Annotated in this window: 18 protein-coding genes; 12 read left to right on the top strand and 6 right to left on the bottom strand. The window is 72.1% G+C overall.

The features are described 5' to 3' along the window. Window positions 1-27: 27 nt before the first annotated feature. From ABD981_RS07775 to pssA, 8 genes are all read left to right on the top strand, one after another. Entirely contained in the window at window positions 28-867 is an 840-nt protein-coding gene (locus ABD981_RS07775; RefSeq protein WP_240495408.1) for a TetR family transcriptional regulator, read from the top strand. A gap of 430 nt (window positions 868-1,297) precedes the next feature. After that, window positions 1,298-2,635, top strand: coding sequence for a crotonyl-CoA carboxylase/reductase (ccrA, locus tag ABD981_RS07770; protein ID WP_046910702.1), 1,338 nt, complete (start codon window positions 1,298-1,300; stop codon window positions 2,633-2,635). Between the two features lie 14 nt (window positions 2,636-2,649). Then, a complete protein-coding gene (locus tag ABD981_RS07765) occupies window positions 2,650-4,701 on the top strand; it encodes a protein meaA (RefSeq protein WP_046910701.1) in 2,052 nt (683 codons plus the stop codon). Then, the gene (locus ABD981_RS07760; protein WP_046910700.1) at window positions 4,698-5,666 is read left to right on the top strand and encodes an HpcH/HpaI aldolase/citrate lyase family protein; all 969 of its coding nucleotides are present in this window, start codon (window positions 4,698-4,700) and stop codon (window positions 5,664-5,666) included. The genes ABD981_RS07765 and ABD981_RS07760 overlap by 4 nt, the downstream gene beginning before the upstream one ends. A 5-nt stretch (window positions 5,667-5,671) precedes the next feature. Beyond that, a complete protein-coding gene (locus ABD981_RS07755; protein WP_046910699.1) occupies window positions 5,672-6,184 on the top strand; it encodes a MaoC family dehydratase in 513 nt (170 codons plus the stop codon). A 2-nt stretch (window positions 6,185-6,186) separates the two neighbouring features. Further along, window positions 6,187-7,392, top strand: a complete 1,206-nt coding sequence (locus ABD981_RS07750; protein ID WP_046910698.1) for an acyl-CoA dehydrogenase family protein — start codon at window positions 6,187-6,189, stop codon at window positions 7,390-7,392. A 170-nt stretch (window positions 7,393-7,562) separates the two neighbouring features. After that, window positions 7,563-8,219 carry a phosphatidylserine decarboxylase gene (locus ABD981_RS07745; protein ID WP_046910697.1) on the top strand — a complete coding sequence of 219 codons (657 nt, stop codon included), beginning with the start codon at window positions 7,563-7,565 and terminating at the stop codon, window positions 8,217-8,219. Continuing rightward, entirely contained in the window at window positions 8,212-9,087 is an 876-nt protein-coding gene (gene pssA / locus ABD981_RS07740) for a CDP-diacylglycerol--serine O-phosphatidyltransferase (protein ID WP_046910696.1), read from the top strand. Before ABD981_RS07745 ends, pssA begins: the two co-directional genes overlap by 8 nt. 86 nt (window positions 9,088-9,173) lie before the next feature. Here the strand turns inward: pssA and ABD981_RS07735 are convergent, their stop codons facing one another. Together ABD981_RS07735 and ABD981_RS07730 are read right to left on the bottom strand one after the other, a co-directional pair. Then, window positions 9,174-9,695, bottom strand: coding sequence for a GNAT family N-acetyltransferase (locus ABD981_RS07735; protein ID WP_046910726.1), 522 nt, complete (start codon window positions 9,693-9,695; stop codon window positions 9,174-9,176). A 97-nt stretch (window positions 9,696-9,792) separates the two neighbouring features. Continuing rightward, window positions 9,793-10,944, bottom strand: a complete 1,152-nt coding sequence (locus ABD981_RS07730; RefSeq protein ID WP_046910695.1) for a glycerate kinase — start codon at window positions 10,942-10,944, stop codon at window positions 9,793-9,795. A 112-nt stretch (window positions 10,945-11,056) separates the two neighbouring features. On the opposite strand from ABD981_RS07730, the gene ABD981_RS07725 reads away from it, so the two are divergent. The 4 genes from ABD981_RS07725 (at window position 11,057) to ABD981_RS07710 (ending at window position 15,354) form a co-directional block, all read left to right on the top strand. Beyond that, a complete protein-coding gene (locus tag ABD981_RS07725; RefSeq protein ID WP_046910694.1) occupies window positions 11,057-12,745 on the top strand; it encodes a BCCT family transporter in 1,689 nt (562 codons plus the stop codon). A 244-nt stretch (window positions 12,746-12,989) separates the two neighbouring features. Continuing rightward, window positions 12,990-14,063, top strand: coding sequence for an ADP-ribosylglycohydrolase family protein (locus ABD981_RS07720; protein WP_046911067.1), 1,074 nt, complete (start codon window positions 12,990-12,992; stop codon window positions 14,061-14,063). Next, window positions 14,060-14,560, top strand: a complete 501-nt coding sequence (locus ABD981_RS07715) for an NUDIX domain-containing protein (RefSeq protein WP_046911068.1) — start codon at window positions 14,060-14,062, stop codon at window positions 14,558-14,560. Before ABD981_RS07720 ends, ABD981_RS07715 begins: the two co-directional genes overlap by 4 nt. A 77-nt stretch (window positions 14,561-14,637) precedes the next feature. Beyond that, a complete protein-coding gene (locus ABD981_RS07710) occupies window positions 14,638-15,354 on the top strand; it encodes an SIR2 family NAD-dependent protein deacylase (protein WP_046911069.1) in 717 nt (238 codons plus the stop codon). 7 nt (window positions 15,355-15,361) lie between these two features. On the opposite strand, the gene ABD981_RS07705 is transcribed toward ABD981_RS07710, so the two are convergent. From ABD981_RS07705 to ABD981_RS07690, 4 genes are all read right to left on the bottom strand, one after another. Further along, on the bottom strand, window positions 15,362-15,865 hold the full coding sequence (locus ABD981_RS07705) for a methylated-DNA--[protein]-cysteine S-methyltransferase (protein ID WP_046911070.1): 504 nt from the start codon (window positions 15,863-15,865) through the stop codon (window positions 15,362-15,364). Between the two features lie 14 nt (window positions 15,866-15,879). After that, a complete protein-coding gene (locus ABD981_RS07700) occupies window positions 15,880-17,355 on the bottom strand; it encodes an AlkA N-terminal domain-containing protein (protein WP_046911071.1) in 1,476 nt (491 codons plus the stop codon). Between the two features lie 49 nt (window positions 17,356-17,404). Beyond that, window positions 17,405-17,947, bottom strand: coding sequence for an O-acetyl-ADP-ribose deacetylase (locus ABD981_RS07695; protein ID WP_046911072.1), 543 nt, complete (start codon window positions 17,945-17,947; stop codon window positions 17,405-17,407). A 103-nt stretch (window positions 17,948-18,050) separates the two neighbouring features. Then, window positions 18,051-19,472 carry a phytoene desaturase family protein gene (locus ABD981_RS07690; protein ID WP_046911073.1) on the bottom strand — a complete coding sequence of 474 codons (1,422 nt, stop codon included), beginning with the start codon at window positions 19,470-19,472 and terminating at the stop codon, window positions 18,051-18,053. Between the last annotated feature and the right edge of the window lie 51 nt (window positions 19,473-19,523).

Here is a 19,523-nt window from a genome sequence, read left to right as displayed (position 1 = left end):
CCCGCTCCGATGCAGTACGTTCGGGACATGTCCAAGGTCGCGAAGACACCCCGTGCCACGTCCACGCCCGACGCTCAGGAGAGCGCGGCGGGGACCCGAGCCGCCGCACAGCGGCTCAAGATGCGCCGGGAGCTCGCGGCCGCGGCCATGGAGCTCTTCGCGACCAAGGGGTACGAGGCCACCACGGTCGACGAGATCGCCGCGGCGGCCGGGGTGGCCCGGCGGACCTTCTTCCGGCACTTCCGCTCCAAGGAAGAGGCGATCTTCCCGGACCACGACGACACCCTGGTGCGCGCCGAGGCGGTCCTGAACGCGGCCCCGCCGCACGAGCACCCGCTGGACACGGTGTGCCGGGGCATCAAGGAAGTCATGAAGATGTACGCCGGTTCGCCCGCGGTCTCCGTGGAGCGCTACCGGCTCACCCGCGAGGTGCCGACCCTGCGGGAGCGCGAGATCGCGTCGGTGGCCCGGTACGAGCGCCTGTTCACGCGCTATCTGCTGGGGCACTTCGACGAGCGCGACCACCACGACGGCAACGACGACCCGCTGCTCGCCGAGGTGGCCGCCTCCGCGGTGGTCACCGCCCACAACCACGTGCTGCGGCGGTGGCTGCGGGCGGGCGGCCAGGGCGACGTCGAGACGCAGCTCGACCACGCCTTCGCGATCGTGCGGGAGACCTTCGGCACGGGCATAGGCGCGGGCCGTCCGGCGACGCCCGCGGGGACGCAGGCGGCCTCCCCGTCCGCCGAGCCGGCACCCGTCGCGACCGCCTCGGCGGCGGGTGACGTGGTCATCGCGGTCGCCCGGACGGACGCACCGCTCGACGAGGTCATGCGGACGATCCAGAAGGCACTCAAGCAGGGCTGAGCGCCCCTCGCGGGCCCCTCGGGGCCCCTTCGGCACCCTCAGGCATGGGCCGTTCCCGGTTTTCCGGGGGCGGCCCATGTCGCGTTTGCGCAGCTCAGCCCGGCTTTCGATCGATCATCGCTCATCCGTGAGCACCAGATTGCATCTGAGTGAAATTGTTGGCACGCAGTGCCTTGTCAGGTGACACGGCGTGCCATACGTTGATGTTGTCCGGGCGGCCGGCGCGCAGAGGAACTCCTCGCTCGCCGGCTGTCCCCACCGGCGATCCCGCTCGGTGCGCCCGGACGCCTGCGTCACAGGCACCCTCGCGCCCCACCCGGCGCCGCCACCGCACCACCGAGCCGAACCGACGGCACACCTCCACAGCAGCACACCCCGACGTAACCCTCAGCGCGTCCCGCATCGGACGCCGCACCGCCGGAGGCATCCCGTGAAGGACATCCTGGACGCGATCCAGTCGCCCGACTCCACGTCGGCCGACTTCGCCAACATCAAGCTCCCCGAGTCGTACCGCGCCGTCACCGTCCACAAGGACGAGGCCGAGATGTTCGCCGGGCTCGCGAGCCGCGACAAGGACCCGCGCAAGTCGCTCCACCTCGACGACGTCGCCCTCCCGGAGCTCGGTCCGGGCGAGGCCCTGGTCGCGGTCATGGCCAGCTCGGTCAACTACAACTCGGTCTGGACCTCGATCTTCGAGCCCGTCTCGACCTTCGGCTTCCTGGAGCGCTACGGCCGCCTGTCCGAGCTCACCAAGCGCCACGACCTGCCGTACCACGTCATCGGCTCCGACCTCGCGGGCGTCGTCCTGCGCACCGGCCCGGGCGTCAACTCCTGGAAGCCCGGCGACGAGGTCGTCGCGCACTGCCTGAGCGTCGAGCTGGAGTCCTCGGACGGCCACAACGACACGATGCTCGACCCCGAGCAGCGCATCTGGGGCTTCGAGACCAACTTCGGCGGCCTCGCCGAGATCGCGCTGGTCAAGTCCAACCAGCTGATGCCGAAGCCCGGCCACCTCAGCTGGGAGGAGGCGGCGGCCCCCGGCCTGGTCAACTCCACCGCGTACCGCCAGCTGGTCTCCCGCAACGGCGCCGGCATGAAGCAGGGCGACAACGTCCTCATCTGGGGCGCGAGCGGCGGACTCGGCTCGTACGCCACGCAGTTCGCGCTGGCCGGCGGCGCCAACCCGATCTGTGTCGTCTCCTCCCCCGAGAAGGCCGACATCTGCCGGTCCATGGGCGCCGACGCGGTGATCGACCGCAACGCCGAGGGCTACAAGTTCTGGAAGGACGAGAACACCCAGGACCCGCGCGAGTGGAAGCGCTTCGGCTCCAAGATCCGCGAGCTGACCGGCGGCGAGGACATCGACATCGTCTTCGAGCACCCGGGCCGCGAGACCTTCGGCGCCTCGGTCTACGTCACCCGCAAGGGCGGCACCATCACCACCTGCGCCTCCACCTCGGGCTACATGCACCAGTACGACAACCGCTACCTGTGGATGTCGCTGAAGCGGATCATCGGCTCGCACTTCGCCAACTACCGCGAGGCGTGGGAGGCCAACCGCCTGATCGCCAAGGGCAAGATCCACCCGACCCTCTCCAAGGTCTACTCCCTGGAGGAGACCGGCCAGGCCGCGTACGACGTCCACCGCAACCTGCACCAGGGCAAGGTCGGCGTCCTCGCCCTCGCCCCGGAGGAGGGCCTCGGCGTCCGCGACCCGGAGATGCGTGCCGAGCACCTCGACGCCATCAACCGCTTCCGTAACATCTGACCCCGGGACCACAGATGACAGAGCGTCAGAAGGACCGGCCGTGGCTCATGCGGACCTACGCCGGCCACTCGACCGCCGAGGCGTCGAACGAGCTCTACCGGCGGAACCTCGCCAAGGGCCAGACCGGCCTCTCGGTCGCGTTCGACCTGCCCACGCAGACCGGCTACGACCCCGACCACATCCTCGCCCGCGGCGAGGTCGGCCGGGTCGGGGTGCCCGTCTCGCACCTCGGTGACATGCGGCGGCTGTTCCAGGACATCCCCCTGGAGCAGATGAACACCTCGATGACCATCAACGCCACCGCGATGTGGCTGCTGGCGCTCTACCAGGTGGTGGCGGAGGAGCAGGGCGCGGACATCACCAAGCTCCAGGGCACCACCCAGAACGACATCGTGAAGGAGTACCTGTCGCGCGGGACGCACGTCTTCCCGCCCGGCCCCTCGCTCCGCCTCACGACGGACATGATCTGCTACACGGTCAACCACATCCCGAAGTGGAACCCGATCAACATCTGCAGCTACCACCTGCAGGAGGCGGGAGCCACTCCGGTCCAGGAGATCGCGTACGCGATGTCCACGGCGATCGCCGTCCTCGACGCCGTCCGCGACTCGGGGCAGGTCCCCGAGGAGCGGTTCGGCGAGGTCGTCGCCCGCATCTCCTTCTTCGTCAACGCCGGGGTCCGGTTCATCGAGGAGATGTGCAAGATGCGCGCCTTCGGCCGCATCTGGGACACAATCACCCGCGAGCGGTACGGCATCGAGGACGCCAAGCAGCGCCGCTTCCGCTACGGCGTGCAGGTCAACTCGCTGGGCCTGACCGAGGCCCAGCCGGAGAACAACGTCCAGCGCATCGTCCTGGAGATGCTGGCCGTCACCCTCTCCAAGGACGCCCGCGCCCGCGCGGTGCAGCTGCCCGCCTGGAACGAGGCGCTCGGCCTGCCGCGCCCCTGGGACCAGCAGTGGTCGCTGCGCATCCAGCAGGTCCTCGCCCACGAGTCCGACCTGCTGGAGTACGAGGACATCTTCGCCGGCTCGCACGTCATCGAGGCCAAGGTGGAGTCCCTGGTCGCCGAGTGCCTGGCCGAGATCGAGCGGATCCAGGAGATGGGCGGCGCCATGGCCGCCGTCGAGTCCGGCTACCTCAAGGCCCAGCTGGTCTCCTCGCACGCCGAGCGGCGCGCCCGCATCGAGTCGGGCGAGGAGAAGATCATCGGCGTCAACATCTTCGAGACGACCGAGCCCAACCCGCTCACCTCCGACCTGGACACCGCGATCCAGACGGTCGACCCGGCCGTCGAGGCCCGGGTCGTGGCCGCCCTCGGCCGCTGGCGCGCCGAGCGCCAGGAGTCCACGGACCGGCAGGGCAACGGCGACCCCTTCGTCTTCCCCACCACCCAGCAGGCCCTGGAGCAGCTCAAGGAGGCCGCGAAGGGCACCGGGAACCTGATGGAGGCGACCCTGGAGTGCGCCAGGGCCGGCGTCACCACGGGCGAGTGGTCCGGGGCGCTGCGCGAGGTCTTCGGCGAGTTCCGGGCCCCGACCGGCGTCTCCTCCGCCCCGGTGGCCGTCCCGGCCGAGGCGGGCTCCCCGCTGGCCGAGGTGCGCCGCAAGGTGGACCGCACGGCCGAGGACATGGGCGTCGGCAAGCTGCGCTTCCTGGTCGGCAAGCCGGGCCTGGACGGGCACTCCAACGGCGCCGAGCAGATCGCCGTGCGGGCCCGCGACGCCGGCTTCGAGGTGGTCTACCAGGGCATCCGGCTCACCCCGGAGCAGATCGTGGACGCGGCCCTGGAGGAGGACGTGCACGCCGTCGGCCTGTCGATCCTCTCCGGCTCGCACGCCCAGCTCGTGCCGGACGTCCTGGACCGCCTCAAGGTGGCCGGCGCGGCCGACATCCCGGTGGTCGTCGGCGGGATCATCCCGAACGCCGACGCCGAGGAGCTCAGGGCCGCGGGAGTGGCCGCCGTCTTCACCCCGAAGGACTTCGGTATCACCGGGATCATCGGCCGTATCGTCGACGAGATCCGGAAAGCGAACAAGCTCGACCCCCTGGAGGTTCCCGCATGACCAGCACGCCCGTGAACCGGCTGCGCCCCCGTCGCTCCTGCCTCGCGGTGCCCGGCTCGAACCCGCGCTTCCTGGAGAAGGCCCAGGGGCTCGCGGCCGACCAGGTCTTCCTCGACCTGGAGGACGCCTGCGCGCCGCTGGCCAAGCCCGAGGCCCGGCACACCATCGTGAAGTTCCTCAACGAGGGCGACTGGACCGGCAAGACCCGGGTCGTGCGCGTCAACGACTGGACGACCCACTGGACCTACCGGGACGTCGTCACGGTCGTCGAGGGCGCCGGCCAGAACCTCGACTGCATCATGCTGCCGAAGGTCCAGAACGCCGAGCAGATCGTCGCGCTCGACCTGCTGCTCACCCAGATCGAGAAGACCATGGGCTTCGAGGTCGGCAAGATCGGCATCGAGGCGCAGATCGAGAACGCCCAGGGCCTCACCCAGGTCAACGCGATCGCCCAGGCCTCGCAGCGCGTGGAGACCATCATCTTCGGCCCGGCCGACTTCATGGCCTCCATCAACATGAAGTCCCTGGTCGTCGGCGAGCAGCCGCCCGGCTACCCGGCGGACGCGTACCACCACATCCTGATGAGCATCCTGATGGCCGCCCGCGCCAACAACCTGCAGGCGATCGACGGCCCGTACCTCCAGATCCGGAACCAGGAGGGCTACCGCGCGGTCGCCCAGCGCGCCGCCGCCCTCGGCTTCGACGGCAAGTGGGTGCTGCACCCGGACCAGGTCGCCGCGGCGAACGAGATCTTCTCCCCCGCGCAGGAGGACTTCGACCACGCGGAGCTGATCCTCGACGCGTACGACTACTACACGTCCGAGGCCGGCGGGAAGAAGGGCTCGGCCATGCTCGGCGACGAGATGATCGACGAGGCCTCCCGCAAGATGGCCCTGGTCATCTCCGGCAAGGGCCGGGCCGCCGGAATGCAGCGCACCACCAAGTTCGAGATCCCGGAGGCCTGAGTTCCATGCAGTTCGGCCGCACCTACGAAGAATTCGAGATCGGCGCCGTCTACAAGCACTGGCCCGGGAAGACGGTCACCGAGTACGACGACCATCTCTTCTGCCTGCTGACGATGAACCACCATCCGCTGCACATGGACGTGAATTACGCGGAGAACACGACCGATTTCAAGCGGAACGTCGTCGTCGGCAACTACATCTACTCGCTGCTGCTCGGCATGTCCGTCCCGGACGTCTCGGGCAAGGCGATCGCCAACCTGGAGATCGAGTCGCTGCGCCACGTCGCGCCGACCTTCCACGGCGACACGATCTACGGCGAGACGACCGTCCTGGACAAGACGCCGTCGAAGTCGAAGACCGACCGGGGCATCGTCTACGTCGAGACCAAGGGCTACAAGCAGGACGGCACCCTGGTGTGCGTCTTCCGCCGCAAGGTGATGGTCCCGACCGCCGAGTACATCGAAGCGCGCGGCGGCGAGCAGCCCGGCCGCCCCCAGCTCAAGGAACAGGGGAAGTAGTCATGGCGCGACTCGCCCAGACCCACGGTCTGACCGACGTCCAGCAGGAGATCCTCGCCACCGTCCGGGACTTCGTCGACAAGGAGATCATCCCGGTCGCGACGGAGCTGGAGCACCGTGACGAGTACCCCCAGCAGATCGTCGACGGGCTCAAGGAGCTCGGCGTCTTCGGTCTGATGATCCCCGAGGAGTACGGGGGCCTGGGTGAGTCGCTGCTCACCTACGCGCTGTGCGTGGAGGAGATCGCGCGCGGCTGGATGTCGGTCTCCGGCATCATCAACACCCACTTCATCGTGGCGTACATGCTCAAGCAGCACGGCACCCAGGAGCAGAAGGACTACTTCCTCCCGCGGATGGCCGCCGGCGAGACGCGGGGCGCGTTCTCGATGTCGGAGCCGGGCCTGGGCTCGGACGTGTCGGCGATCACGTCCAAGGCGGTCAGGGACGGCGACGAGTACGTCCTCAACGGCCAGAAGATGTGGCTGACGAACGGCGGCACGTCAACGCTGGTCGCCGTTCTCGTCCGAAGTGACGAAGGACACCCCGAGGGGACGGCCCCCCACAAGTCGATGACGACCTTCCTCGTCGAGAAGGAGCCCGGATTCGGAGAGGTCCGGCCCGGACTCACCATTCCCGGCAAGATCGAGAAGATGGGTTACAAGGGCGTCGACACGACCGAACTCATCATGGACGGACTGCGCATTCCGGCCAATCGGGTCCTCGGCGGCGAGACCGGACGAGGGTTTTACCAAATGATGGACGGCGTGGAGGTCGGCCGCGTCAACGTGGCGGCCCGTGGTTGCGGCGTCGCGCAGCGTGCTTTCGAACTCGGCGTCCAGTATGCCCAGCAGCGTCATACTTTCGGTAAGCCGATCGCCCAGCACCAGGCGATTCAGTTCAAGCTGGCCGAGATGGCTACCAAGGTCGAGGCCGCTCATGCGATGATGGTGAACGCAGCACGCAAAAAGGACTCCGGGGAACGAAACGACCTCGAAGCGGGGATGGCGAAGTACCTCGCCTCCGAATACTGCAAGGAGGTCGTCGAGGATGCGTTCCGCATTCACGGTGGCTACGGGTTCTCGAAGGAGTACGAGATCGAGCGCCTCTACCGCGAGGCCCCGATGCTGCTCATCGGTGAAGGTACCGCCGAGATCCAGAAAATGATCATTGGCCGCCGCCTCCTGGAGGAGTACCGATTCCAGGGCTGATTGTCGCTTTTGAGTCGGTTCGGCCGCGAAGAAGATCACACCCCGTGTTCGCCTTCCGGCCGCCGACTCGGTTCCTGGCTTGCCCAGTTGCGCCCCGCAACCGATAGCATCGCCGGAAAGCCGCCGTCCCCCTGTTGCCAGCGCGGCATCATCCGCTACGAAGGTCATCCATGCCCCACAGCCAAACCTCTGCACCTCGCGACAGCCGCAAGGGCGTTCGCATCGCACGCGGAGCATCGCCGTGGCTTCTGCCGACCGTCGCCACCGCGGCGCTCAGCCTCGCGCGCTCCCGCAAGTCGAAGCGCGCCGCGGCGATCGCCGTGCCGACCACCGCTCTCGCGGCCGGCATGCTGTGGTTCTTCCGCGACCCCGAGCGCGAGATCGCTCAGGGCCGGGTCATCTCGCCCGCCGACGGCGTGGTGCAGAGCATCATGCCGTGGAAGGACGGGCGCACCCGCGTCGCCATCTTCATGAGCCCGCTGAACGTCCACGTCAACCGGGCGCCGCTGGCCGGCACGGTGACGTCCGTGGAGCACGTCCCCGGCGGCTTCGTGCCGGCGTTCAACAAGGAGAGCGAGAACAACGAGCGCGTTGTCTGGCACTTCGACACCGAGCTCGGCGACATCGAGATGGTCCAGATCGCGGGTGCCGTCGCCCGGCGCATCGTGCCGTACATCCCCCAGGGGACGAAGGTCGAGCAGGGTGACCGCATCGGTCTGATCCGCTTCGGGTCGCGCGTCGACATCTACCTTCCGGAGGGTGTCGAGGTCGCCGTCGAGGTCGGACAGACCACGACCGCGGGGGTGACTCGCATTGACCGTGATTGATCCCGACACACGGGCGGCCGACTGGGTCGCCGACGCGGAGGCGGAGGCCGCCGAGGACGCCGAGGAGATGCCGCTGTCGCTGAGGCTGTCCATAGCGGACGCCCTCACGCTCGGTAACGCCACGTGCGGCTTCATGGCGGTGTACTTCACCACCACCGGCATCCTCATCCCGCACCTGACCGGCAGCAGCGAGACCGGCATGGCGCGCAACAGCGCCGCCACCGCCGTGATCCTGATGCTGGCCGCGGCGATCTTCGACCTCTTCGACGGCATCGTGGCGCGCAAGCTCCGCAGCTCGCCGATGGGCGCCGAGCTCGACAACCTGTCGGACCTGATCAGCTTCGGCCTCGCCCCGGCCTACTTCGTGCTCGTGTACGGGATGGTCGCGGACGACGCGCAGCAGAAGGTCTCGGCGCTCGCCGCGATCGTGGTGCTGCTCGCGGTGGTGCTGAGACTCGCCCGGTTCTCCTGCGTGACGATGAAGGACGGCATGTTCCAGGGCATGCCGAGCCCCTTCGGCGCGCTGACCGTCGTGTCGATCATCCTGCTGGAGCTGCCGTTCATCCCGACGCTGCTCGCGATCATCGGGGTCGCCTGGCTGATGGTGAGCCGGGTCGAGTACCCGAAGCCGCGGGGCGTCCTCGCGGTGGCGATGCTCAGCTGGATCGTCGGCGCGATGGCGATGCTCGCGGCGTGGGCGTTCGACGCACCGGGCGGAGCCTTCCTGCTCCAGACCGGCTGCGCACTGCAGGTGGTGCTGGGCGCCGTGATCCCCCTCTTCGCGACGGCCCGGCGAGTGAACACCTTCCGCGACAACCGGCGTGAGAGCCGGGAGGCGCGGCAGGCGCAGGCGGCGCAGCTGCCGTAGCGGGACCGCAGGACATACGGAAGGGCCCCGGACGTGAGAGCGTCCGGGGCCCTTCCGCGTACGTCCGCGGCTCGGCCGCCTCCAGGTCAGCCCAGCCGCTTGTAGAAGAGGGTGGTGGCCCGGAGCGTGCCGTCCGGGGCGGCGGCGAAGTCCGGGATCGTGCCCGCCTCGGTCCAGCCCGCCGCCCGGTAGAGGCGCTCGGCGGGGCTGCCCGTCTCGGTGTCGAGGACCAGCAGGGTGAGCCCGGTGGCGGCCGCGTGGGCCTCGGCGGTGGCCAGGAGCCGCGGCCCGAGGCCCCGGCCGCGGGCCGCGCGGTGCACCACCAGCCTGGCGATCTCGCCGCGGTGCCGCCCGTTGGCCTTGTCGTCCCGGACCAGGGTGACGGCCCCGAGCACCTCGCCCTCCGGGCCGTACGCCGCCCAGACCGCCCGGGTGCCGGCCACCGCGGCCCACCAGGCGGCGGCCTCCGCGGCGTCCAGGGGCGCCAGGAAGCCGATGGAGGCCCCGCCGGCCACCGCGTCCACCAGGAGCTCCGCGAGCCCGTCAGGGGCCTCCTGGAGGACATCCTCGGCGGTCAGTGGCCGGATGCTGTCGATACGTGCGTTCATGCGGCCGAGCTTCACATGTGCGTGTTACGTACACGTGTCCGGCGGCTCCGGGGGCCGGGCCGTGACTCCTGATCCGGCCCGGTCCGGAAGACGCCGCCTAGCGGAGGAAGTCCCGTGCGATGTTCGCCGCGACCCGTTCCAGGAGCGGTCCCGCGTCGGCCATGGACTTCGCGGGCTCCGGCTCCAGGTCGGTCAGCGGGTAGGCGCGCCGGATCCCGGCGGACCCCAGGGCCTCGGGAGGCAGGGCGAGCCGCCCGCAGACCGCGACGACCTCCTTGCCCGCCGCCCGGGCCGCCGCGGCGACGCCCGCCGGGGCCTTGCCGTGCAGGGTCTGCTCGTCGAGAGAGCCCTCGCCGGTGATGACGAGGGTGGCGCGCTCCAGGGCCGGGGCGAAGCCCAGCACCTCCAGCATCAGCTCGATGCCGGGACGGAAGCTCGCGTCGAGGAGCAGGGCACCGTAGCCGATGCCGCCGGCGCCGCCGGCGCCCGGGGAGGCGGCCAGCTCGGCGGCCTTGGGGCCGATGGCCTTCTCCAGGATCCGCGCGTAGTGCGCGAGGGCCGCGTCGAGGGCGGCCACGTCCTCCGGGGTGGCGCCCTTCTGCGGGCCGTACACCGCGGCGCAGCCCTTCGGACCGGTCAGCGGGTTGTCCACGTCGCTGGCGAGGACCAGGTCCACGGCGGCGAAGCGGGGGTCGACTCCGGACAGGTCGGCGGAGGCCAGGCCCGCGAGGGCGCCGCCGCCGGGGCCGACCGGGGCGCCGTCCGCGTCCAGGAAGACCGCGCCGAGCGCGGCGAGCATGCCGGCGCCGCCGTCCGTGGTGGCGCTGCCGCCCACGCCGAAGACGATCGTGTCGGCACCGGCGTCGAGGGCCGCGCGCAGCAGCTCGCCGGAGCCGTAGGTCGTGGCGGTGAGCGGCGCGAAGACTCCGGCCGGCAGGAGCTGGAGGCCGGAGGCCTCCGCCATCTCCACCACCGCCGTGGTCCCGCGCAGCGCGAACGCCGCTGTGACGGGCTCGCCGAGCGGCCCGGTCACGGTGACCTCATGGCGCTCGAACCCGGCCGCGACCGCGGCCGCGACGGTGCCGTCGCCGCCGTCCGCGACGGGCAGTGTCTCCACTTCGAGCTCCGGGACGACCTGTCGCAGGCCGGCCGTGACCCGCTCCGCGACCTGTACGGCCGTGAGCGAACCCTTGAACTTGTCGGCCGCGACCAGTACGCGTGCGACCTCAGTTACTGCTCCGTCCGTCACCTTGCATCCCTTGCTTTCGAACGTGCAGTCGCGCCGAGGCCGACCTTATCCGCACGGCAAGACGGCGTGCCACCCCCTGATAAAGCGATATTCCGCACCATAGTGGGCCATCATGAGTACGGAACCGATCGATCAAACATCAGGAGAAGGCCCTGGTCCGGCCCCCTCCCCCGGCCCCGACGCGAAAGTCATCGCCCTCGGCATGGCGGTCGTCGTCGGCGTGGTCGGCTGGGCGGCCCTCGGCAAGGACTCCTTCGACAGCGCCTCCTCCTCCGCCCTGAACTGGGTCCTGTCGAATTTCGCCTGGCTCTTCGTGACCGCCGCCGACGTCTTCCTGGTGCTGTGCGTGGTGATCGCGCTGAGCCGTTACGGCCGTATCCGGCTCGGCGCCGACGATTCGGAGCCGGAATTCACCAATCTCGCCTGGATCGCGATGATGTTCAGCGCCGGAATGGGCATCGGCCTGATGTTCTACGGCGTGGGCGAACCGCTCCAGCACTTCCTGAGCCCGCCACCGGCGAGCGGGGTGCCGCCGCAGTCCGGGGAGGCGGCCCGGACGGCCCTGGAGTACTCGTTCTTCCACTGGACGCTCACCCCGTGGGCGATCTACGGCATCGCGGGCCTCGCCCTGGCCTACGCGGGCTTCCGCAAGGGGCGCGGCAACACCCTCAGCGCCGCCTTCGTCCCGCTGATGGGCGAGCGCAGGGCCCGGTCCTGGCCGGGCAAGGCGATCGACCTGCTCGCGGTCTTCGCGACGGTCTTCGGCACGGCGACCAGCCTGGGGCTCGGCGCGCTCCAGGTCGCCGAGGGCCTGAACCTGACGATGGGGGTGAAGGACTCCACGGCCACCGAGCTGATCATCATCGTCTCGCTGTCGGCGGCCTTCGTCCTCTCGGCCTTCTCCGGCCTGCACAAGGGCGTGAAGTGGCTCTCCACGCTGAACATCGTGCTCGCCGGCTGCATGGCGCTCTTCGTCTTCCTGATCGGCCCCACCGTCTACGTCCTCGACACCATCCCGGCCTCGGTCGGCGGCTACCTGCACCAGCTGCTGCCGATGGCCAGCCGCACCGGGGCGTTCACGGACCGGGCCTGGCTGGGCGCCTGGACGATCTTCTACTGGGCGTGGTGGCTGTCCTGGGCCCCCTTCGTCGGCACCTTCATCGCCCGCATCTCGCGCGGCCGGACCGTGCGGGAGTTCCTCTTCGGGGTGCTGCTCGTGCCCTCGGGGGCGACGGTCATCTGGTTCTGCGTGATGGGCGGCACCGCGATCCGGCTGCAGTCCACCGGCGAGGCGGACCTGGCGAGCGCGGTCAAGGACGGCCCGGAGGCCTCGCTGTTCGCGATGCTCGACGCGCTGCCGATCGGCACGGTCACCTCGTACCTGGCGATGCTCCTGGTGATGACCTACTTCGTGACCAGCGCCGACTCGGCCTCCCTGGTGATGGGCTCGCTGACCAGCAGGGGCGCGCTGGACCCGCCGACCTGGCTGGTGGTGGCCTGGGGCGTGCTGATGGCCGCGGTCGCGGCGGTGCTGCTGGTGGCGGGCGGACTCAGCTCGCTGCAGACGGCGACCATCCTGGTCGCGCTGCCCTTCGTACTGGTGATGCTGGGCCTGTGCTGGGCCCTCCTGAAGGAGCTCCGCGAGGACCCGGGCGCGGGCCCGGCCCGGCACCAGGCGCTGCACGGGGTGCGGGACGCGGTCCGGGCGGCGGTCGGCGAGGCGATCACCGAGCAGGGTCCGTCCCGGCACCACCGGCTGCGCCGGGCGGCGAAGTCCCGTACCGGCGGCGAGGACGGCTGAGCGGCGGGACCGGGTGCCGGATCAGGGCGACGGGGCCGGACCGGCGCGGGATCGGGCCGCGCGGGCCCGGACCGGCGCGGGATCGGGCCGCGCGGGCCCGGAGCGGGCGCCGGGCATCGGCCCGGGGGGGGGAACCGGCCGGCCGGGCCGGACCCGCCGCCCGGGCCACCGGTCGGACCGGGCGCGCTGGGCCGCGCGGGTGCGTCGGCGCGCGCGGCGCCGGCGCGTTCGGTACACCGGACGCATGGGCCTCCTCAAGCACGGCGAACTCGCCGACCGGATCCTCGGCGGCTGGACGGGGCGGATCGCGGGGAACATGCTCGGCAAGCCGGTCGAGCGCGGCGACCACTGGACGCCCGAGCGGATCGACGCCTACCTGCGGCTCACCGACGCCCTCCCGCTCACCGACTACCTGCCCCCGCCCCCCACCGCCGACGCGGACGGCTTCGAGCTGCGGCCCGAGTGGCCGCAGTGCGTGCGCGGCCGGATCCACGGCAGCTGCCGGGACGACGACATCGACTACTCGATCCTGGTCCTGCACCTCCTGGAGACACGGGGCTTCGCCTTCACCACCGAGCAGGTCGGCGAGCTGTGGCTGCTGCGGCTGCCCTATCTGCAGACCTTCACCGCCGAGCGGGTCGCCTACCGCAACCTCGCCAACGGGCTGAAGCCCCCGCTGACGGCCACGTACGACAATCCGCACCAGGAGTGGATCGGGGCGCTGATCCGTGCGGACGTCTACGGCTGGACCTCCCCCGGCGACCCGCGCCGGGCCGCCTCGCTGGCCCGCCGGGACGCGGTCCTGTCGCACACGGGCAACGGGGTGTACGGGGCGATGTGGGCGGCCGCCCTGGTCGCCGCGGCCTTCACCGCGCCCGGCCCGCGCGCCGCCCTGGAGACCGCCCTGGAGCGCGTCCCGGCGAGCAGCCGGCTCGCCAGGGCGGTGCGGCACACCATGACCCTGCACGAGGCGGGCCTGGAGTGGTCCGAGACCCTCGCCGAGCTGCGGAAGGAGACCGGCGGCCTCGGCTGGATCCACACCGTCCCCAACGCGGCGGTGCTGACCGCCGGACTCCTGTACGGGGAGGGCGACTTCACCCGTACCATCACGCTCACCGTGCGCGGCGGGCTGGACACCGACTCCAACGGGGCGACCGCCGGCTCGGTGGCCGGCGTGCTGTGCGGGGCGGCGGCCATCCCGCCGCAGTGGTCGGAGCCGCTGCGCGACCGGGTGCGCAGCGCGGTGTCCGGCTACGACGGCGTGCGGATCGGCGAACTCGCCGAACGGACCCTGCGGCTCGCTACGCTGACGGGATGACGACCTCCGAACCCGCCGACTACGCCACGTACATCGCGGGCCTGCCCCGTGTGCTGGCCGCGGCCGCCGCGCTCTTCCGGGACGCCGCCGGCCGGATCCTGATCGTGGAGCCGAACTACCGGGAGGGCTGGGCGCTGCCGGGCGGCACGGTCGAGTCCGACACGGGCGAGACGCCCCGCCAGGCGGCCCGCCGGGAGACCGCCGAGGAGATCGGCCTGGACGTGCCGCTGGGCCCGCTCCTGGCGGTCGACTGGGCGCAGCGGACGGGACGGCCGCCGATCGTGGCGTACCTGTACGACGGCGGGGTGCTGTCGGACGCGCAGTGCGCGGCGATCCGGCTCCAGGAGAAGGAGCTGGTCTCCTGGAAGCTGATCGACCCGGCCGAGGCCACGGCCCACCTGCCGGGCAGTCTGGGCCCGCGGGTGCTGGCGGCCCTCGACGCCCTGGCGGCCGGCAACGGCCCGGCGGAGCTGGAGGACGGCCGCCCGGCCCGCTGAGCCGTGCGGCCACGGGCAGGGACGCCGACCGGATTATCGGCTCGCGCGGGGCGTTCGGGCCGCTCTACGCTCGCGGCATGAGCATGGTCGCGATCCTCAGCGGAGCCGGAATCTCCACCGACTCGGGCATCCCCGACTACCGGGGCCCCGACGGGCTCTGGCGGCGCGACCCGGAGGCCGAGCGGCTCGTCACCTACGGGCCGTACATGGCCGACCCGGACGTCCGCCGCCGCTCCTGGCGGATGCGGCTCGACGGTCCGGTCCTGAGCGCCGAGCCGAACGTGGCGCACCACGCGGTCGCGGCCTTCGAGAAGAGCGGGCACGCGCTGCGGGTGGTGACGCAGAACGTGGACGGGCTGCACCAGGCCGCCGGGGTCCCCGAGCGCAAGGTGCTCGAACTGCACGGCTCCGCGCGCTCGGTGGTCTGCACCGCGTGCCACGCCCGCTCGTCGACGGCCGAGGCCCTGGACCGGGTGCGGGCCGGCGAGGACGACCCGGCCTGTGCGGAGTGCGGCGGGATCCTCAAGACGGCGACGGTGATGTTCGGCCAGCGGCTGGACCCGGTGGTGCTGGGGAACGCGATGTCCATCGCCAAGGCGGCCGAGGTGTTCGTCGCCGTCGGCACGAGCCTGCAGGCGCAGCCGGCCGCCTCGCTCGCGGGGATCGCGGCCGAGCACGGGGCCCGGCTGATCATCGTGAACGCCGAGCCCACGCCGTACGATCCGCTGGCGGACGAGGTCGTGCGCGAGCCGATCGGGACGGCGCTGCCCGCGCTGCTGGAGCGGCTGCGCTAGACACCGCCTAGAAGAGGGTGTCCCCGGCGGCTCCGGCGCCCGACTCGAAGGCGAGCAGGCGCTGCTTGCGGTCCAGGCCGCCGCCGTAGCCGGTGAGGGAGCCGCCGGCGCCGATGACGCGGTGGCAGGGGACGACGATGGAGACCGGGTTCTTGCCGTTGGCCAGGCCGACCGCGCGGGAGGCGCCGGGGTTGCCGAGGGCCTCGGCGAGTTCGCCGTACGTCCGGGTCTCCCCGTACGGGATGAGCCTCAGCTGCTCCCAGACGCGCAGCTGGAACGGGGTGCCGACGAGGTGCAACGGCAGGTCGAACGCGGTGAGTTCGCCGGCGAAGTAGGCGTCGAGCTGGCGGACCGCCTCGTCGAAGGGGCGGGGGTCGGGCGTGCCGAAGGTGTCCTCCGGCGGGCGGTGGCGCTGGCCGGTCATGTGGATGCGGCTGAGGACGCCGTCGACGGCTACCAGGGTCAGCGGGTCGTAGGGGCTGTCCACGACCGTGTGCTGGAGGGTGGGCATGGGGCGGCGCTTCCTTAGGCGGGGAGGTGGTTGATCGGGTGGGCGTCGGTGGCCCAGAGGTACTGGACCGCGTAGGCCCGCCAGGGCCGCCAGTGGGCGGCGCGGGCGGTGAGCGCGGCGGGGGTGCCGGGCAGGCCGAGGCCTTCGGCGGCACGGCGGACGCCGAGGTCGCCGGGGAGGAAGGCGTCGGGGTCGCCGAGCGCGCGCATCGCGATGACCTCGGTGGTCCACGGGCCGAAGCCGGGCAGGTCCCGCAGCCGGGCACGGGCCTCGTCCCAGTCGCTCTCCGGGCCCAGGGTGAGGGCGCCGTCGGCGAGGGCCCGGACGAGGGTGAGCAGGGTGGTGCGGCGGCTGCGGGGCAGCGCGAGGGTCTCCGGGTCGAGCCCGGCGAGGGCCGCGGGGGCCGGGAAGAGGTGGGTGAGACCGCCCTCGGGGTCGTCGACGGGGACGCCGTGCGCGGTGACCAGGCGGGCCGCGTGGGTGCGGGCGGCGGCCGTGGAGACCTGCTGGCCGAGCACGGCCCGGACGGCGAACTCGGCGGCGTCCACGGTGCGCGGCACCCGTCGTCCGGGCGCCGCGTCGACCAGCGGCGCGAGCAGCGGGTCGGCGCGCAGCTGCCCGTCGACGGCGACGGGGTCAGCGTCCAGGTCGAGCAGCCAGCGGCAGCGGCTAATGGCGTGGGTGAGGTCGCGGGGGTCGGTGAGGGAGAGCCGGCACAGGACGTGGTCGGCGCGGGGCGCGAGGGCGACGATGCCGTGCCCGTACGGGAGGGCGAGGGTCCTGCGGTAGGCGCCGTCGCGCCACTCCTCGACGCCGGGGACGGCGGTCGCGGCGAGGTGGCCGAAGAGGTTGGAGGGGTTGAGCGGGGCGCGGAACGGCAGCCGGAGGGCGATCGTGCCGGGGGTCGCGGCGGGGGCGGTGCGGGGTCCGCCGGCGCGGGAGCGGAGTTCGCCGGGGGCGAGGGCGAAGACCTCGCGGACGGTGTCGTTGAAGGTGCGGATGGAGGAGAAGCCGGCCGCGAAGGCGATCTCGGCCATCGGCAGCGGGGTGGTCTCGATGAGCAGCCGGGCGGTCTGGGCGCGCTGGGCGCGGGCGAGCGCGAGCGGCCCGGCGCCGAGCTCGGCGAGCAGCTGCCGCTCGATCTGGCGGGCGGAGTAGCCGAGCCGGGCGGCGAGCCCCGGCACGCCCTCCCGGTCCACGACCCCGTCCCGGATCAGGCGCATGGCACGGGCGACGGCGTCGGCGCGCACGTCCCACTGCGGCGAGCCGGGGCTGGTGTCGGGGCGGCAGCGCTTGCAGGCCCGGAACCCGGCCCGCTGGCAGGAGGCGGCGCTGGGGTGGAACTCCATGTTCTCGTCCTTGGGCGGGACGGCCGGGCAGCTGGGCCGGCAGTAGATCCGAGTGGTGCGGACGGCGGTGAAGAAGACGCCGTCGAAGCGGGCGTCCTTCGAGCGGACGGCCCGCACGCAGCGCTCGGTGTCGGTGTGCATGGCTCAAGGATCCGTGATCGGCGGCGGCCCGGCTGGCGAGAAAACGACATCAACGTCCGCCGGCGTCGGCCTCCGCGAGCGCCGTGACGAAGACCTCGTACGCCTCCCGGTCGAAGAGCACGAAGCGGACCTCCTTGACGGGGGCGGCGGCCTCCTCGCGGACGGTGCGGATCGCGATGCGCGCGCCGTCGTCCATGGGCCAGCCGAAGATCCCGGTGGAGACGGCGGGGAAGGCGACGGTCTCGGCCCCGAGCTCGGCGGCCACCCGCAGGGATTCCCCGTAGCAGGAGGCCAGCAGCTCGGAGCGGTCCTCCTCCCGGCTGTACACGGGGCCGACGGTGTGGACGACCCAGCGGGCGGCGAGCTCGCCCGCGGTGGTGGCGACGGCGCGGCCGGTGGGCAGGCCGCGGCCGTAGTGGCCGGCGCGCAGGGCGCGGCACTCGGCGAGGATCGCGGGTCCGCCCTTGCGGTGGATCGCGCCGTCCACCCCTCCGCCGCCGAGCAGCGAGGAGTTGGCGGCGTTCACGATGACGTCGGCGTGCTGGTACGTGATGTCGCCCAGGACGAGGACGATCGAGGGCCTGCTGGTCATCTCTCCATCCTCCCGCCACCCGCCCCGGTCCCGCACGGGCTTTACCGGACGGAGCGGGGCGGGCCGGGTCGGCCCGGGGGCGGGCGGAGGTCCCGGCGGCGGCCTACCGGACGAGGGCGCGCAGTCGGCGCCAGACCGCCTTGGCCGCGTTGTGCCCGGACATGCCGTGGACCCCGGGGCCCGGCGGGGTGGCGGAGGAGCAGAGGAAGACCGCCGGGTGCGGGGTGGAGTAGGGGAAGAGGGACAGCTTGGGGCGCAGCACCAGCTGGAGGCCGCGGGCGGCACCGCAGGCGATGTCGCCGCCGACGTAGTTCGCGTTGCGCTCAGCGAGTTCGGGCGGGCCGGCGGTGGCGCGGGCCAGGACGAGGTCGCGGAAGCCGGGGGCGAAGCGCTCGATCTGCCGCTCGATCGCGTCGGTGAGGTCGCCCCGCCAGCCGTTGGGGACGTGGCCGTAGACCCAGAAGACGTGCTTGCCCTCGGGGGCGCGGCCGGGGTCGACGAGGCTGGGCTGGGCGGCGATGAGGAAGGGGGTGTCGGGGGCCGTGCCGGAGGAGGCCTGGCGCAGGGCGGTGCCGATCTCCCCCGCGGTGGGACCGATCTGGACGGTGCCGGCCCGGCGCGCGGCCTCGGCGGTCCACGGCACGGGCCCCGAGAGCGCGTAGTCGATCTTGAACGCGCTGGCGCCGTAGCGGTAGGAGTCGTAGTGGCCGCCGAGGCCGGCGATCCGGGCGAGGGCGGTGGGCGAGGTGTCGAAGACGTACGCGCGGGCCGGCGGGAGGTCGTCCAGCCGCTTGACCTCGTAGTCGGTGTGGACGGCGCCGCCGAGCTCCTTGAGGTACGCGGCGAGGGCGTCGGAGATGGACTGGGAGCCGCCGCGGGGCAGCGGCCAGCCGCCCGCGTGCGCGGCCAGCGCGAAGACCAGGCCGACGGCGCTGGTCGCGAAGCCGTCGAGCGGGGCGATGACATGGCCGACGAGCCCGGCGAACAGGGCGCGCGCCTTCTCGTCGCGGAAGCGGCGGGTCAGCCAGGTCGACGGCGGGACGCCGGCGAGTCCGAAGCGGGCGAGGGTGACCGGGTCGCGGGGCAGCGCCGTGAGCGGCAGCTGCATGAAGTCCGCGCTGAGGGTGTCCCACCTGCCGAGGAAGGGCGCGACGAGCCGCCGGTAGGTGCCGGCGTCGCGCGGGCCGAAGGAGGCGGCGGTCTCGGCGACGGAGCGGGAGAGGACGGCCGCGGTGCCGTCGTCCCAGGGGTGGGCCATGGGCAGCGCGGGGTGCAGCCACTCCAGGCCGTGGCGGTCCAGCGGCATCGTCTTGAAGACCGGCGATCCGGCGCCCAGCGGGTGGACCGCCGAGCAGGGGTCGTGGCGGAAGCCGGGGAGCGTGAGCTCCTCGGTCCGCGCTCCGCCGCCCACGGTGGACTTCGCCTCGAAGACCGCCACGGAGAAGCCGCGCCGGGAGAGCTCCACGGCGGCGGTCAGTCCGTTGGGTCCCGCCCCCACGACGACGGCATCGAGCATCGACGTCACCTTCGGACTCCTTCGTCAGCCGATGGCCAGGATCCCAGCATAGGTGCGGCT

Origin of the sequence: Streptomyces showdoensis (genome assembly GCF_039535475.1) — a bacterium.
Classification (GTDB): Bacteria; Actinomycetota; Actinomycetes; order Streptomycetales; family Streptomycetaceae; genus Streptomyces; species Streptomyces showdoensis.
This window is presented reverse-complemented; position numbering and strand designations above follow the sequence as displayed.

Coding starts and splice junctions, on each gene's coding strand:
- ABD981_RS07775 (WP_240495408.1), top strand. CDS start 28: ATGTCCAAGGTCGCGAAGACACCCCGTGCCACGTCCACGCCCGACGCT.
- ABD981_RS07765 (WP_046910701.1), top strand. CDS start 2,650: ATGACAGAGCGTCAGAAGGACCGGCCGTGGCTCATGCGGACCTACGCC.
- ABD981_RS07760 (WP_046910700.1), top strand. CDS start 4,698: ATGACCAGCACGCCCGTGAACCGGCTGCGCCCCCGTCGCTCCTGCCTC.
- ABD981_RS07755 (WP_046910699.1), top strand. CDS start 5,672: ATGCAGTTCGGCCGCACCTACGAAGAATTCGAGATCGGCGCCGTCTAC.
- ABD981_RS07750 (WP_046910698.1), top strand. CDS start 6,187: ATGGCGCGACTCGCCCAGACCCACGGTCTGACCGACGTCCAGCAGGAG.
- ABD981_RS07745 (WP_046910697.1), top strand. CDS start 7,563: ATGCCCCACAGCCAAACCTCTGCACCTCGCGACAGCCGCAAGGGCGTT.
- ABD981_RS07735 (WP_046910726.1), bottom strand. CDS start 9,695: ATGAACGCACGTATCGACAGCATCCGGCCACTGACCGCCGAGGATGTC.
- ABD981_RS07725 (WP_046910694.1), top strand. CDS start 11,057: ATGAGTACGGAACCGATCGATCAAACATCAGGAGAAGGCCCTGGTCCG.
- ABD981_RS07720 (WP_046911067.1), top strand. CDS start 12,990: ATGGGCCTCCTCAAGCACGGCGAACTCGCCGACCGGATCCTCGGCGGC.
- ABD981_RS07715 (WP_046911068.1), top strand. CDS start 14,060: ATGACGACCTCCGAACCCGCCGACTACGCCACGTACATCGCGGGCCTG.
- ABD981_RS07710 (WP_046911069.1), top strand. CDS start 14,638: ATGAGCATGGTCGCGATCCTCAGCGGAGCCGGAATCTCCACCGACTCG.
- ABD981_RS07705 (WP_046911070.1), bottom strand. CDS start 15,865: ATGCCCACCCTCCAGCACACGGTCGTGGACAGCCCCTACGACCCGCTG.
- ABD981_RS07700 (WP_046911071.1), bottom strand. CDS start 17,355: ATGCACACCGACACCGAGCGCTGCGTGCGGGCCGTCCGCTCGAAGGAC.
- ABD981_RS07695 (WP_046911072.1), bottom strand. CDS start 17,947: ATGACCAGCAGGCCCTCGATCGTCCTCGTCCTGGGCGACATCACGTAC.